Source organism: Ectothiorhodospira magna (genome assembly GCF_900110965.1).
Taxonomy (GTDB): domain Bacteria; phylum Pseudomonadota; class Gammaproteobacteria; order Ectothiorhodospirales; family Ectothiorhodospiraceae; genus Ectothiorhodospira; species Ectothiorhodospira magna.
In genome coordinates this window covers 1-14738 of sequence record NZ_FOFO01000020.1, presented here as the reverse complement: position 1 = coordinate 14738, position 14738 = coordinate 1, and the positions used below count along the sequence as shown (strand labels likewise).

General features: G+C 63.2%; 15 protein-coding genes and 2 tRNA genes. 13 read left to right on the top strand and 4 right to left on the bottom strand.

Annotated features, from left to right (window positions below; all coding sequences use genetic code 11):
* Positions 1-111: 111 nt before the first annotated feature.
* The 10 genes from rsxA to BMX62_RS09070 all read left to right on the top strand — a co-directional run bounded on the left by rsxA (position 112) and on the right by BMX62_RS09070 (position 8389).
* Entirely contained in the window at positions 112-693 is a 582-nt protein-coding gene (rsxA, locus tag BMX62_RS09115; protein WP_090207743.1) for an electron transport complex subunit RsxA, read from the top strand.
* Between the two features lie 21 nt (positions 694-714).
* Positions 715-1254 (top strand): RnfABCDGE type electron transport complex subunit B, encoded by a 540-nt coding sequence (locus BMX62_RS09110; RefSeq protein WP_090207739.1) that lies wholly within the window; start codon positions 715-717, stop codon positions 1252-1254.
* Between the two features lie 11 nt (positions 1255-1265).
* Positions 1266-2816, top strand: coding sequence for an electron transport complex subunit RsxC (gene rsxC, locus BMX62_RS09105; protein WP_090207735.1), 1551 nt, complete (start codon positions 1266-1268; stop codon positions 2814-2816).
* A gap of 3 nt (positions 2817-2819) precedes the next feature.
* Positions 2820-3920 (top strand): RnfABCDGE type electron transport complex subunit D, encoded by a 1101-nt coding sequence (locus BMX62_RS09100; RefSeq protein ID WP_090207731.1) that lies wholly within the window; start codon positions 2820-2822, stop codon positions 3918-3920.
* Positions 3917-4642: an electron transport complex subunit RsxG gene (gene rsxG / locus BMX62_RS09095; protein WP_238375927.1), complete on the top strand. Its 726-nt coding sequence runs from the start codon at positions 3917-3919 to the stop codon at positions 4640-4642. The genes BMX62_RS09100 and rsxG overlap by 4 nt, the downstream gene beginning before the upstream one ends.
* Complete coding sequence (locus BMX62_RS09090; RefSeq protein ID WP_090207727.1) at positions 4639-5337, top strand: electron transport complex subunit E; 699 nt, start codon at positions 4639-4641, stop codon at positions 5335-5337. Before rsxG ends, BMX62_RS09090 begins: the two co-directional genes overlap by 4 nt.
* Positions 5338-5363: 26 nt before the next feature.
* The gene (locus BMX62_RS09085) at positions 5364-5627 is read left to right on the top strand and encodes an RnfH family protein (protein ID WP_090207724.1); all 264 of its coding nucleotides are present in this window, start codon (positions 5364-5366) and stop codon (positions 5625-5627) included.
* Positions 5628-5712: 85 nt separating this feature from the next.
* Entirely contained in the window at positions 5713-6816 is a 1104-nt protein-coding gene (locus BMX62_RS09080) for a patatin-like phospholipase family protein (protein ID WP_090207719.1), read from the top strand.
* Complete coding sequence (locus BMX62_RS09075) at positions 6813-8258, top strand: GntP family permease (protein WP_090207716.1); 1446 nt, start codon at positions 6813-6815, stop codon at positions 8256-8258. Before BMX62_RS09080 ends, BMX62_RS09075 begins: the two co-directional genes overlap by 4 nt.
* Before the next feature lie 54 nt (positions 8259-8312).
* Positions 8313-8389: transfer RNA gene (locus tag BMX62_RS09070), tRNA-Arg, on the top strand.
* 158 nt (positions 8390-8547) lie between these two features.
* Here BMX62_RS09070 and BMX62_RS09065 read toward each other — a convergent pair.
* Positions 8548-8880 carry a hypothetical protein gene (locus BMX62_RS09065; RefSeq protein WP_090207710.1) on the bottom strand — a complete coding sequence of 111 codons (333 nt, stop codon included), beginning with the start codon at positions 8878-8880 and terminating at the stop codon, positions 8548-8550.
* 157 nt (positions 8881-9037) lie between these two features.
* On the opposite strand from BMX62_RS09065, the gene BMX62_RS09060 reads away from it, so the two are divergent.
* Positions 9038-9796, top strand: coding sequence for a class I SAM-dependent methyltransferase (locus tag BMX62_RS09060; RefSeq protein WP_090207707.1), 759 nt, complete (start codon positions 9038-9040; stop codon positions 9794-9796).
* Here BMX62_RS09060 and BMX62_RS09055 read toward each other — a convergent pair.
* Both BMX62_RS09055 and BMX62_RS09050 read right to left on the bottom strand, forming a co-directional pair.
* Positions 9781-10749, bottom strand: coding sequence for a 2-hydroxyacid dehydrogenase (locus BMX62_RS09055; protein ID WP_090207704.1), 969 nt, complete (start codon positions 10747-10749; stop codon positions 9781-9783). The genes BMX62_RS09060 and BMX62_RS09055 overlap by 16 nt on opposite strands.
* 97 nt (positions 10750-10846) lie before the next feature.
* Positions 10847-11518 carry a Bax inhibitor-1/YccA family protein gene (locus BMX62_RS09050; protein ID WP_090207702.1) on the bottom strand — a complete coding sequence of 224 codons (672 nt, stop codon included), beginning with the start codon at positions 11516-11518 and terminating at the stop codon, positions 10847-10849.
* 229 nt (positions 11519-11747) lie between these two features.
* Here BMX62_RS09050 and BMX62_RS09045 point away from each other — a divergent pair.
* Positions 11748-11835 (top strand) — tRNA-Ser (locus tag BMX62_RS09045).
* Between the two features lie 105 nt (positions 11836-11940).
* The gene (locus BMX62_RS09040) at positions 11941-14211 is read left to right on the top strand and encodes a DUF499 domain-containing protein (RefSeq protein WP_090207699.1); all 2271 of its coding nucleotides are present in this window, start codon (positions 11941-11943) and stop codon (positions 14209-14211) included.
* 63 nt (positions 14212-14274) lie between these two features.
* Here the strand turns inward: BMX62_RS09040 and BMX62_RS09035 are convergent, their stop codons facing one another.
* On the bottom strand, positions 14275-14583 hold the full coding sequence (locus tag BMX62_RS09035; protein WP_090207698.1) for a hypothetical protein: 309 nt from the start codon (positions 14581-14583) through the stop codon (positions 14275-14277).
* Positions 14584-14738 lie beyond the last annotated feature (155 nt).

Genomic DNA, 14738 nt, shown 5'->3' with positions numbered 1-14738 from the left:
AGCACAGTGCAATCCATCACCAGACCCCAGGATTTGCGCGCCTTTATCGTGCACGGAACAACTGGCACACAAGATGCAGATCCCTCGTCAACCGAACCCAAGGAACCGACCGTGACCGAGTTCATGCTGCTGCTGGTGGGCACCGCCCTGGTCAACAACGTGGTGCTGGTGCAATTTTTGGGGCTATGTCCCTTCATGGGGGTGTCCAACAAGCTGGACACGGCCCTGAGCATGGGCCTGGCCACCACCTTCGTGCTCACCCTGGCCTCCGTGGCCGGCTGGCTGCTGGAGTATTTCGTCCTGGCCCCCCTGGACCTGGGCTTTTTGCGCATCCTGTCCTTCATCCTGGTGATTGCCGCCGTGGTGCAGTTCACCGAGATGGTCATCCGCAAGACCAGCGCCGCCCTCCATCAGGTGCTGGGGATTTTCCTGCCCCTGATCACCACCAACTGCGCGGTGCTGGGGGTGGCCCTGCTCAACGTGCAGGAAGGCCACGGCTTTTTGCAGAGCGTCACCTTCGGCCTGGGCGCGGCCCTGGGCTTCACTCTGGTGATGGTGATTTTTGCCGCCCTGCGGGAGCGGCTGGCCATCAGCAACGTGCCGGCCGCCTTTGCCGGCGCCCCCATTGGCTTCATCGTCGCCGGTCTGCTGTCCCTGGCCTTCATGGGATTCGCCGGACTCAACTTCGCCTGACCGCGACCCGAGGTACTTTCGATGGAACCCTCCCTGCTTTCCGCGATTTTCATCCTCACCACCATGGGTCTGCTCCTGGGCTACGGCCTGGGCATGGCCGCCAAGTACCTGCGGGTGGAAAAGGACCCCCTGGTGGATGACATCGAGGCCCTGCTGCCCGGCACCAACTGCGGCCAGTGCGGCCTGCCCGGCTGCGCCAGCGCCGCCCAGGCCCTGGCGGCCCGGGAGGCCCCCGTCACCCTCTGTCCGCCGGGCGGCAAGCTGCTGGCCCAGCAACTGGCCGACACGCTGGACATCACCGTGGACCTGTCCGCCATGGGCGAGGAAGTCCCCGCCTTCGCGGTGATCGATCCCGACCAGTGCAACGGCTGCACCCGTTGCTACAAGGTGTGCGCCACCGACGCCATCATGGGGGCCAACCGGCAGATCCACACGGTCTTTACCGAGGCATGCAATGGCTGTGGCAAATGTGTGGAGGTCTGCCCCACCCAGGGTCTGATCCTGGTACCGGAAGCCCCCAGCCTGCGCCGCTGGCACTGGCCCAAACCCAAATCGGCCTGAAGGGGCTCCCCATGTTCTCTTTCATGCGCAAGCGGCCCGCCTTCCAGGGCGGCGTCCATCCCGATGATCGCAAGCAGGCCACCAGCGGACTGCCCATCGAACCCCTGCCCCTGCCGGCACGGCTCTACCTGCCGGTACAGCAGCATATCGGTGCCGCCGCCCGCCCGGTGGTCAAGGCCGGCGATACCGTCCTCAAGGGCCAGATGATCGCCCAAGGCGACGGCGCCGTGTCGGCGGCGGTGCATGCGCCCACCTCGGGCCGGATCCTGGCGGTGGCACCCCATCCCGCCCCCCATCCCAGCGGCCTGCCGGTGGAGACCATCGTCATCGAGCCGGACGGGGAAGAATGTTGGGTGGACCAGCCGGACCCGGAACATGCCCTGAACCTGGCGCCGGAAGTCATCGCCCGCCGGGTGGCCGAGGCCGGGGTGGTGGGTATGGGGGGCGCCACCTTTCCCGCTGCCATCAAGCTGAACCTGGGATCCCGGCATCACATCGACACCCTCATCATCAACGGCTCCGAATGCGAGCCCTACCTCACCTGCGACGACCGCCTGATGCGGGAACGCACCGATGAAGTCATCGACGGCATCCGCATCATCCGTCACGCTCTGGGGGCCAGGCGGGCCCTGGTGGTGGTGGAGGACAACAAACCCGAAGCCCTGTCCGCCCTGCAGGCGCGGCTGTATGAGATGGACACCATCGAGGCCATGGCGGTCCCCACCCGTTATCCCATGGGTTCGGAAAAACACATGATCAAGGCGGTCACCGGCCGTGAGATCCCGGCCGGCAAACTGGGGGCGGACATCGGCGTGATCGTCCACAACGTGGGGACGGCCTACGCCGTCCATCGGGCGGTGCGCATGGGCCGCCCGCTGATCTCCCGCATCGTCACCGTGGGCGGCGGCGCGGTCCGGCGCCCCGCCAACCTGGAGGTCCTGCTGGGCACCCGGGTGGAAGACCTGCTGGCCCATTGCGGCGGCACCCGGCAACCACCGGCCCGGCTGCTGATGGGTGGCCCCATGATGGGCCAGGTGATGCCCCATGCCCAGGTGCCCGTCATCAAGGGTAGCAACGGGATCATTGCCCTCACCGCAGAAGAGATCAACATCGGCCAGACCATGCCCTGCATCCGCTGCGGACGCTGCGTGGCGGCCTGTCCCTGCGGTCTCATGCCCCTGGAGATGGCGGCAAGAATCCGCAACGAGGACATGGACGGCGCCGTGGATTACGGCCTGATGGACTGCGTGGCCTGCGGTTCCTGCTCCTATGTCTGCCCCTCCCATATCCCCCTGGTGCAGTTCTTCCACCATGCCAAGGGGGTGCTGGGGGCGCGGCGGGAGCAGCAGCGCCGCCAGGAGGAGATCAAGCGGCTGGCCCAGCAACGCCGGGAACGCCAGGAGGCGGAAGCCCGGGCCAAGGCCGAGGCAGCGGAACGGCGCAAGGCGGAGCGCGAGGCCGCCAAGCGCAAGGCCGAAGAAGCCAAGGCCGCCCGCGCCGCCAAGGCTGCCGCCGTCCAGGAGCCACCCAAGACCCCCGCCGCCGATCAGGCAGAGACCTAGCCCATGACTCAGACCACCCCCGTCAGCGGACCCCATACCCATGCCCCCGGCAGCGTGGCCTGGAACATGGGCTGGGTCACCCTCGCCCTGCTTCCGGCCACCGCCTTTGGTGTCTACCTGTTCGGCTGGCCCGCCCTGAACCTGCTGCTCATCACCATTCTGGCCGCCGTGCTGTTCGAGGCCCTGTGCCTGCGCATCGCCGGGCGGCCGGTATCGCCGTTCCTGATGGATGGCTCGGCCATCGTCACCGGCCTGCTGCTGGCCCTGACCCTGCCGCCGTGGGCGCCCTGGTGGATCGGCGTGCTGGGGGCGGCCTTTGCCATCATCGTCGGCAAGCATGTCTTCGGTGGCCTGGGCCAGAACCTGTTCAACCCGGCCATGCTGGCCCGGGTGGCCCTGCTGGTCTCCTTTCCCCTGGAGATGACCACCTGGATCACCCCTTCCCCCCTGTTTTCAGAGGGTGCCCCCGGCTTCCTGGACGGGCTGGCCATCACCTTCGGCCTGGTGGCGATTCCCGACGCCGTCACCGGCGCCACCGTGCTGGGGGAGACCCAGACCGGTTTCAGCCGGGATCTGGGACTGTCCGAGACCCTGCCCGGGGTCTATGCCCCGCTCCAGCAGGCCCTGGGCTTCGTACCCAGCAGCCTGGGTGAAGGTTCCGCCCTGCTGCTCCTGGCGGGGGGGCTACTGCTCATGGCCAAACGCATCATCACCTGGGACATCCCGGTGGCCATGCTGGGTACCCTGGTGATCCTGTCCACCGTATTCATGCTCATCGACCCGGAGCGCTATGCCGGACCCGGTCTGCACCTGTTCTCCGGTGCGGCCATGCTGGTGGCCTTTTTCATCATCACCGATCCGGTCACCTCTCCCAGCACCGTGGCCGGGCGATTGCTGTTCGGCGCCGGCTGCGGCCTGCTCATCTACATCATCCGCACCTGGGGCGGCTACCCGGAAGGCGCCGCCTTCGCCGTGATCCTCATGAATGCCCTCACGCCCCTGATCGACCACTACCTGCGTCCCCGCGCCTATGGCCGCACCCGGCGCGGCAAGCCCCTGCCGATGAAAAACACCAAAGCACCGGCCCAGGAGAAACGCCCATGACCACCGTGGCACAACCCACCTACCGCAAACGGGTCGGCTACCAGGCCACCTTGCTGGGGGGGATCGCCCTGCTGGCCAGCGCCGTGCTGGTGATTGCCGACCTGCAGACCCGGGACACCATTGCCGAGCGTCGCGCCGAGGATTTCCGCCGCACCCTGGAGCAGGTTCTGCCCGCGCAGATGCACGATAACCGCCCCCAGGAGGACATCCACATCCTGCGCACCGACGACGGACGCACCCTGGAGGTCTACCGGGCCCGGCAGGAAGGCCGGGTGTCCGGCGTGGCGTTCCGGGTTCAGGGGCGGGGTTATGCCGGCCCTATCCATATCCTCATGGGGGTGGATGCGGCGGGTGAAGTGCTGGGTGTGCGGGTGCTGCAGCACAAGGAAACCCCGGGACTGGGCGACAAGATCGAGGTGAATCGTGATCCGTGGATCCTGGCCTTCGACGGCCTGAGCTTCGCCGCCCTGCCCGCCCCCCGTTGGGCGGTAAAAAAGGACGGCGGCCCCTTCGACCAATTCACCGGGGCCACCATCACCCCCCGGGCGGTGGTGAACGCGGTGCGGGACGGGCTGACCCTGTTCCATGCCCATCAGTCGGAACTGTTGCAACGGGCCCCGGATGGTCCCGATGGGCCGATGCCCATGACCCCAGAGGCCCCGGTTCCGGCTGACACCTCAACGCCCCCGCCCGATCAGTATCTGCAGGAGACCCTGCCATGAACCCGTCCGTCAAGGCGCTTTTTGAGGACTATCGCCGTCTGTTCCGGGACGGCATCTGGGACAACAACGTGGTCATGGCCCAGATGCTGGCCCTGTGCCCGTTGCTGGCGGTCACGGGCACCGCCACCAACGGACTGGGCATGGGCCTGGCCACCACCTTCGTCATGGTGGCCTCGGGGCTGCTGGTGTCCATGTTTCGTACCATCATCACCCCCGAGGTGCGGATTCCGGTCTTCATCCTGCTGATTGCCAGCCTGGTGACCCTGGTGGACCTGGTGATGAATGCCTACCTGTATGAAATGCACAAGGCACTGGGCCTGTTCATCCCCCTCATCGTCACCAACTGCGCCATTCTGGGCCGGGCCGAGTCCTTCGCTTCCCGCCAGCCGGTGCACCGGGCCATGGTGGACGGTCTGGCCATGGGCGTGGGGTTCACCGTGATCCTGGTGGTCCTGGGGGCCGTGCGCGAGATCCCCGGCAGCGGCACCCTGTTCGCCGATGCCCACCTGCTGCTGGGAGAACGCTTTGCCTGGATGGAACTGACCCTGATCCCTGAATACCGGGGCTTTTTGCTCATGATCCTGCCCCCCGGCGCCTTCCTGGCCCTGGGTTTCATCCTGGCGGGCAAACGGGTGCTGGATGCCCGACTGGCGGCGCGGACGGCGCCGGCGGCGGACCCGGCCACATCCCCATGACATGACAGCTTGAGAGGAACACATCCATGAAAGTCGGCGTAGCCTACAGTGAACCCGGCAACCAGGCGTGGCTGCGGGTGGAACTGCCGGAAGGGGCCACCGTGCAGCAGGCCATCGAGCAATCCGGCATCCTCCAGCGGTTTCCGGGCATTGATCTGGACAATCAGAAGGTGGGCATCTACGGCAAGTTCTGCAAGCTGGACAACCCGGTGCAGGAAGGGGACCGGGTGGAGATCTATCGCCCCATCACCGTGGACCTGTCCGATGATGACGACGATGACGACGATTGAGCCGCCCGCCCCATCCCGAGGGACTGGACATCACCCCCACTGCTGCGTTGCAATAGAGCCAAGCTCACACCGGAATCAGTGACCAATGAGCAACAGCACACCCCGCAAGACCGTGGATCTGGCCCTGCAGGGGGGCGGCGCCCACGGCGCCCTCACCTGGGGCGTCCTGGACCGTCTGCTGGCGGACCCCCGTATCCACATCAGCAGCGTCAGCGGCACCAGTGCCGGCGCCATGAACGCCGTGGTGGTGGCCGACGGGCTGGAGCGAGGCGGCCGGGAAGGCGCCCGCGACGCCCTCACCGCCTTCTGGAAAACCGTCAGCGACGCCGCCCGCTTCTCCCCCATCCAGCGCACCCTCTGGGACCGGCTCACCGGTCGCTTCAGCATGGACCATTCACCGGTCTACCTCTTCTTCGAACAGCTCACCCGGCAGTTCTCCCCCTACGAACTCAACCCGATGAACATCAATCCCCTGCGGGATCTGGTGGCGTCACAGGTGGATTTCGAACGGGTCAACCACTGCGGTAAACTCAAGGTCTTCGTCACCGCCACCAACGTGCGCACCGGGCGGGGCCGCATCTTCACCCAGCCCGAGCTGACCGTGGACTCGGTGATGGCCTCCGCCTGCCTGCCCTTCCTGTTCCAGGCGGTGGAGATCAACGGTGAGGCGTACTGGGACGGGGGCTACATCGGCAATCCGGCCCTCTACCCCCTGGTGGAAGACACCGCCACCCGGGACCTGATCATCGTGCAGATCAATCCCCTGATCCGGGAGGAACTGCCCCGCACCGGCCGGGACATCATCAACCGGCTCAACGAAATCACCTTCAACGCCAGCCTGATCAAGGAACTGCGTGCCATCGAACTGCTGCACCAGCTGATCGAGGCGGAGCAGCTGGAATCGGAGCGTTACCGGGACATCTTCGTGCACCTGATCCATGCCCACGAGGAACTCAAGGATCTGGACGCCTCCAGCAAACTCAACGCCGAGTGGGAATACCTCACCCATCTCCGTGACCGGGGCCGGGCCTGGGCCGACAACTTCCTGGAACGGCATTTCGATGACCTGGGCCAGCGCTCCAGCTTCGACCTGAAAAGCCTGTTCACCGACACCTTCGCCCCGCCCGACCTGGAACACGAGGACGGCGACGACAACGCCGACCATCCGCCCAAGGAGGCCAAGCCATGATGGGTATCCTGGTCATTCTCATCGCCCTGGGCCTGCTCATGTACCTGGCCTACCGGGGCATCAGCCTGCTGATCCTGGCCCCGGCCCTGGCCACCTTCGCCGTGGTGGCCACCATGGACGGTCCGGTGCTGGGCAGCTACACCCAGATCTTCATGGGGGCGGCGGGGAACTTCATCACCCTCTACTTCCCGGTATTCCTGCTGGGGGCCATCTTCGGCAAGCTGATGGAGGACTCGGGCAGCGCGGACGTGCTGGCCAAGGCCATCATCAGCTGGCTGGGCAGCAGCCGGGCCATCCTGGCGGTGGTGCTCTCCTGCGCCCTGATGACCTACGGCGGGGTTTCCCTGTTCGTGGTGGCGTTTGCGGTCTACCCCATCGCCGCCGCCCTGTTCCGCCAGTCGAACATTCCCAAGCGCCTGATCCCGGCCACCATCGCCCTGGGTGCCTTCACCTTCACCATGACCGCCCTGCCCGGCACCCCGGCGATCCAGAACGCCATCCCCATGCCCTACTTCGGCACCTCCCCCTTCGCCGCGCCGGGCCTGGGCATCATCACCGCCCTGGTGATGTTCACCCTGGGCATGCTCTGGCTCACCTACCGTTCCCGCAAACTGGCCCATGAAGGCTACGGCGACCATCCGGATGCGGACTTCACCCCCAACAAGGACTTGCGGGAGAGGGCCTCGGGCGAGGGCTTCGACCTCATGGAACTGCCGGTGGAACAGCGCCCGGTGGCGCCGCCCTCCGTGTTCGTGGCCCTGTTGCCCCTGGTGCTGGTGATTGCCATCAACCTGCTGTTCACCTTCCTGATCATCCCGCGCATGAACACGGACTTCCTGGCCCTGCCCCTGTACGGCGAGACCAGCATCGAACAGGTGCGGGGGATCTGGTCCGTCATCGCCGCCCTGGTGCTGTCCCTGCTGGTGGTCATCGCCACCAACTGGAAGCGCCTGCCCACCCTCAAGCAATCGGTGGATAGCGGCGCCAACGCCTCCCTGCTGCCCATCTTCAACACCGCCAGCCTGGTGGGCTTTGGTGCCGTCATCGCCTCCCTGGCGGCCTTCCTGCTGATCCGCGATACGGTGGTGGGGCTGGGGGGCGACAACCCGCTCATTTCCCTGGCCGTCGCGGTGAACATCCTGGCGGGCATGACCGGCTCCGCCTCCGGGGGCATGAGCATTGCCCTGTCCACCCTGGGCGAGACCTACATGGAAATGGCCCAGGCCCGGGGCATCGATCCGGAACTGCTGCACCGGGTCACGGCGGTGGCCACCGGAGGTCTGGACACCCTGCCCCACAATGGCGCGGTCATCACCCTGCTGGCCATCTGCGGCCTCACCCACCGCCAGGCTTATTTCGACATCGCCATGGTGGCCATGCTGGCCCCGTTCATCTCCCTGGTGGTGCTGATCACCCTGGGAACCCTGTTCGGGAGTTTTTAAAAAGTGCTTGACGCCCCGGAGCCTGATCCATAAAATGCGCGCTTCAGTTGTTCAGCGCCCGTAGCTCAGTTGGATAGAGTACCTGGCTACGAACCAGGTGGTCGGAGGTTCGAATCCTTCCGGGCGCGCCATATCTTTGATAGAAGGATCAGCAGCTTAGAGCTGCTGGTCCTTTTTTCGTTTGGGCCCCTGGCAGCCTGTCGGGTTTTCTCGACTTACCCACAGACTTTTCCACCAAAAATTCGGCGCGGGTGCTCCCACCATACTGCTCCTTCCGGGCGGCCATCAATCATAGCGACCCGGCCCTGGGACGTTCCACATCCATCATGGCCAGCACCGACTCCCTCAGGCCCATCGCCGCAAAGATGGAAACCAGTGCAACAATCGGCCCCATGGCCAGCCACCAGATCACAAACCCCAAAATCAGTCCCCCTTGCTCCACACGCCAGATACGCTCCAGAATAAATACCGTCAAAGAGACACCCAGCACCCGGACCCAGAAAATATCCTGGGCCTGCGTCACCGAGGAGGACACCCGCGACCACTGGGATGAAAGACAACTGGACCATACGCCCACCACAATGGTCAAAACCGACACCAAGATAGCAAACCACGTCAGCATGATCCTGATCCTCCCAGTGCAAGATGGTCATGGGCAGCGATTGACATGCATCAAAAAAACGCCTTGATGCCGAAATACTGTGACCACAAAATCCTCAAGAAAGTTCTAAACAACATTCTTTATATGGCTTTATGAAATAAAGGTAACCGCCAGTACCGTGAATACCCTTTCCATAGCCCACCAGTCCCCCGACCTTCAGGATCGGGCCGAATGCCTGTCCCGACAGTTGGCCCTGCCCCTGCAGGCATCGGATCAACCGGATGGTCCTGTCCTGATGGTCACGGCCGAACGCCTGGAACTGCGCCAGAGCGGCCCGAAGGCACCGGGGCCTGTCTATGTGGACTTTGCCGGAGGGCGTCTGGGATATCGCGGACGCCAGTCCAGTCTGCGTAACGAACCCCTGGCCCGCGCCGCCGGACTCAAAAAGGGGCACCGCCCCCAGGTGGTGGATGCCACCGCCGGCCTGGGTCGGGATGCCTTCATCCTGGCCGGTCTGGGCTGTCAGGTCATCCTGCTGGAGCGTCATCCGGTCATTGCCGCCCTGCTGGCCGACGGGCTGACCCGGGCCGGGAAAGTGGCGGCGCTGGCACCGATTATCGAACGCATGACCCTGATTTCAGGGGATGGGGTGCAATGGCTCAGCGGACAACAGGCCGATGTGGTCTGTCTGGACCCCATGTATCCCCACCGGGACAAGCAGGCCCTGGTCAAGAAGGAGATGCGGGTGTTTCGCACCCTGGTGGGGGATGATCAGGACGCCGCCGCCCTGCTGGAGGCCGCTCTGGGAGCGGCCCGTGAACGGGTAGTGGTCAAGCGGCCAGCGCGGGGGGAGTTTCTGGGGGGTAGATCGCCCAGTCACAGCTTACCGGGCAGCAGTACCCGGTTCGATATCTATCTTCCTTATCCGTTCACCTGATGGGTGATGTCGCCGGTCATAAAACCGGCAATGTTTCGCGCCAGCGCATCCACCATCCGCTGCCGGGCCTCCACCGCTGCCCAGGCCACATGGGGCGTCACGATCAGATTCGGGATATCTGTCGCCAGCAATGGGTGATCTGCCGGAGGCGGCTCCTGTTCCAGCACGTCGATGCCTGCCCCGCCCAGCCGCCTCTCCCGCAGCGCCTGGGCCAGCGCCTGATTATCCACCACCGCACCCCGGGCCGTATTGATCAACAAGGCATCCGGCTTCATCCAGGCCAGCCGCTGGGCATTGATGAGTCCCTTGGTCCGGGGCGTGAGCGGACAATGCAGACTGACAATATCCGAGGTTGCCAATACATCCCCCAGCGGCAACCGATCCGGCTGTGGTGAACCATCCCGCAGACTTTCTGCCACCAGCACCTCCAGACCAAAAGCCCTGGCCAGTTGGGCAGTGGCCTGCCCCAGCACCCCGTAACCAATGATTCCCAACCGCCGACCCGCCAACTCATGAATGGGATGATCCAGGAGACAGAATTGACGGCTGGCATGCCAGCGACCTTCCCGGACATCCCGCTGATAGGCCTCCAGGCGAACAGTCAGGGCCAGAATCAGGGCAAAAACATGCTGCACCACCGAAGCGGTGGCATAGTCCCGAACATTGCAGACCACAATACCCTGCTCAGCAGCGGCTTCCAGATCCACATTATTGGTGCCCGTAGCCGCCAGGCAGACCAGTTTCAGTTGAGGAGCCGCCAACAGCACCTGCCGGTCCAGCACTACCTTGTTGGTGATCACCACCTGAGCCTGACAGATACGCTCGACCACTTGATCCGGCGTGGTGTAATCATGAAAGGTCCACTGGGGCAAGGCATGCTTGAGGGGGGAAAGGTTCAGGTCGCCCCGATCCAGGGTTTCCAGGTCCAGGAATACACCATGTTCGATCTGCATGTTTGACGTTCCGCGATTTGAGTCTTCGGGCAACAAAAACCGGCCCCGGACAATGCCCAGGGCCTTTGGCAATACGTCTGCAACGGCTCGAACGGCGTCAGTTGTCGCCAGTCAGCATGGCGTACAGACTCATCAGATGCAAAAACAGCACATAAATATTGGCATACAGGGAGACGGTCATCACCACATAATTGGCTTCACCATCATGCACCATGCGGCTGGTATCCCAAAGGATGGCCGCCGACACCAGCAGCACCACGGCCGAGGAAATGGCCAGGGACAGGGCCGGCATGGCCAGGAAAATATTGGCAATAATGGCCGCCAGTACCACCAAAAACCCCACAAAGACAAAGCCGCCCAGGAAGCTGAAATCCTTGCGGGTGATCAGCGCATAGGCCGACAATCCCACAAACACCAGCGCCGTGCTGGCCAGCGCACTGCCCACCACAGCCGGGCCATTGGGCAGGCTCAGATACATGCCAATGATGGGCCCCAGGATGTACCCCATCACCCCGGTGAACACAAAGACCAGCGGCAGGCTCCAGATGCTGTTACGCAGGTAATTGATCAGGAAGGGAAAGCCAATGAAGAAAGCCAGCATGAACAGCCAGTGGACCGGCTGGGCGCCCACAGCCATGGCGACAAAGGCCATCACGGCACTAAAGGCCAGGGTCATGGACAGCAGCATGTAGGTATTGCGGATGACCTTGTTGGTGGCCAGGACGCCCTCAGCCGGACGGCTGGCGGCAGTGACGTGCTCGGTTGACATGGTGGATGCTCCTCTTTGACGGGATGGAATGACGAACACCAAGTGTGTCCGTGATGGCGCTAAGTTACTTGATTGGCGTCCCAGGATCAAAACCGGCGATGGTCGCCGGAATCTGAGACCGGCAGGTCTCTTGCCTTGTTCCCGTGCGTTCGCTACCCGAGTTGTCGCTTTTTCTCCAGACGGTTAAACTACCCGGCCTGAAGACCCCTCGCCTGCAAGGCATCCCCGCGGAAGGGTGGCAGAGTGGTCGATTGCACTGGTCTTGAAAACCAGCGACGGGAGACCGTCCGTGGGTTCGAATCCCACCCCTTCCGCCATTCTCGCTCGACACATCAGCCATGCCTGAAATCGCTGACGCGGTTCGGGGATGGCAGTTTACGAGATGATTCCAAAAAGCGCCTACCGGAGCAAGGAAGTTCCCGATGCGTGATCTACTGACCACCTGCCATCCGCGCCCGGAAATCCTGGCAGGCACCTTCAACCCGGAAATCTTTACGGCTAGCCTTAGCCGCGTCCTGAGCGATTACAAGCAGGGGAAAGCCATTGAAGGGGCCGACTCCCTATATTCTGACCCCGTGGCTTTTTTCCGGGATGCCACCCACCCGACACAGGGGTTGTGCACCATCCTTGATGGAGACCAGCCAACACTGATCATCATTGACGAAATCGCCCAGTACCTCTCGCGCATGGAAGCCGCTTTTCCCGGCGTAGGCGCTGAGCAGTCGGCTGCCTTCCTGATGGCCCTTTCCACCTATGCTGTCGGCAAACCCAACATCGCCGTAGTGCTCAGTCTCGCCTCGGCCACCAATGCCTTTGGCGACTTCAATAAACTCATCCGCACCCTGAAGTCCACCCATAACATGACCACAAGCGAAGGCGAGGCCGTGGTGAAGGAGGCGCAGCACGGGGTGCTGGATGTTGCCAATCGTACCTCGGAGGCGACCACGCCGGTGCAGGAGGGCGACCTCTCCAGCATCATGGCCAAGCGTCTGTTTCTGTCCGTGGATATGGAGGCGGCCAGCGAGGTCGCATCAGCATTTATCGAGACCTACCGACAGGCAGGCACGGATCTTCCGGCGGGCGCCAATGACCCGCAAGCACATGACCGCCTGGTGGCCCATTACCCCTTTCACCCGACGCTGATCCAGTTTCTCTCCAAGGAACTGGCCCAGTTGGAGAGCTTTCAGGGCACCCGGGGGCTGCTGCGCACCCTGGCCAGAGCCGTGCGGCGCATCTGGGAGGCCAAACTCTCCATTCCCCTCATCCAGACCGGCCATATCGACCTCTCCGATGGCACCATTCGTACCGAATTATTGGGGAAAACAGGCAACACAGATTTAGTCTCGGTACTGGATTCCGATATCAGCAAAGCCTCTGGCGCTCAGGCCACCAGCCGTACCGTTGCCGGCGAACTGGACGCCGCAAATCCTCATCCAGAGGGGTATCCGGTGCATGAATGGGCTTGGCGTGTGGTCTTCCTGCACAGTCTGATTGGCCGTGCCGGTGGCTTGCAGGATGAAAAATTCGGCATCGACATGACCTCTGCCGTGTACGAGATGGCTTCCCCCGCCATCAAGCCGGCTACCGTGCGTTCCGCTCTGGGCACCATTGAGCGTGAAGCCAATTATTTACGGGAACGTAATGGCCGACTGTATGCCGATACCGTCCCCACGCTGAACAACATCCTGCGCCGCATCGAGGGCAATGTGGCCGATGGGGAAGCCATGACCCGTGTAGAGCAGGTGGTGCGTGGACTCCTGGAACGGTCTGCCGTCTTTGACGTGCACGCCAATGTGGATGACGGCGAAGCGATTCCCGACAAGACCCGCAAACCCCAGTTGGGCATCATTGCCTTCGAACTGGAATCCCTGGATCCCGTGCGCTTCATCGAGCGCCGTGGCGAGGCAGTGCGTGAGTACCAGAATCAGATCTTTCTGCTGGCACCCAGCACAACCCATATCGCGGGATCAACCTGGATGGAAGCCCGTGCCCAGCAGGAGCGGCGTGTACGCCAGAACATCCTGAGCCTGGCCCGCAAGGCCATCGCCGTGGAACGCCTCAAGGAAAATCCCGAAAACTGGGGTGTGAGCCATGATCAGCTACAGAAAAGCGAGTTCAAGGACCGAGCCGCCAAAACACCGGCCGAACTGCGCACGGCCATTGATGAGTCTTATCGCTTTTTGATCTATCCCGGTCGGGACGGCGGTCGGATTGTGGTTCGAGATCTGGGCAAGCGAGGGGCTGGCCCCACCGGGGGGGGATCCAGTGGTCTGCACCTGGAAGACGCCATTCTCAAGCAACTGGCCGACGAAGGTGAGTTGATGACGGAAGAACGCGCTTGCACTGCCGAGGCACTGGCGCTGTTGGCAAGCTGTTCTTCGAAAGCCGAAAGCAGGTCAATGTCAGTGACCTCGTGGAACGGTTTGCCACCCGCCGCAACTGGCCGATCCTGCAACGCCCGGCGCTGCTGGCCACGATTCTGGTGGAAGGCGCCAAAAGGAGCAGTTGGTGTCTGGGGCACATGCCCGACAAGAACTCCCATAAGCCGGACGCCCTCTATCACAAGGATAATCCGCCACCCCTCACGGCAGACCCCCTGGAGCAGGCAGGACGGGATTGGATCCTCTGCACCAAGGAGCACGCCAAGCAATTGGGTTGGCTGGAAAGCATCGTCCGTGACCCCAACACGGTAGCCGCCTGGATTGAACAGACCATTGCCAGTCGCGATCAGGTGGACCTGCAGCAACTGCCTGAAATTATCGAGCAAGAACACGACAAGCCGGAGTTTCCGCAGAGATTTGCAGCATCTGCACCTCCGTGGTCCCCTGGCTGAGGCCGGTTCCCGACAACAGGTTGAACAGTTGCTTGATCTTGTCGGGTAGTTTGACCACAAAGGAACGATGTTCCACCGTTGGCTTGGTGATCCAGCCCCGTGCCTGGGCAGTCTGGTACGGCACGATGATGCCATCCTGAATCCCCTCCAGTGGGACGGTGTCACCGGTCATCGCCTGCTCGGGATCGGCATCACCCTCCGGATTGAAGGCTTCCTTGGGATAGGCAACCAACTGTTTCTGGGCAAACAGGTTTTCCAGTTGTTGCTGGAAAATATTCGGGTCTACCTTGTCGTCTGAAGTTTCCGAATTTCCCTCACGCTGCGAGCGCCAGTAGCCGTGAGATCAGGGTATTTTGTGGTGATTTTGGCGAATCCGGGCAACGGATA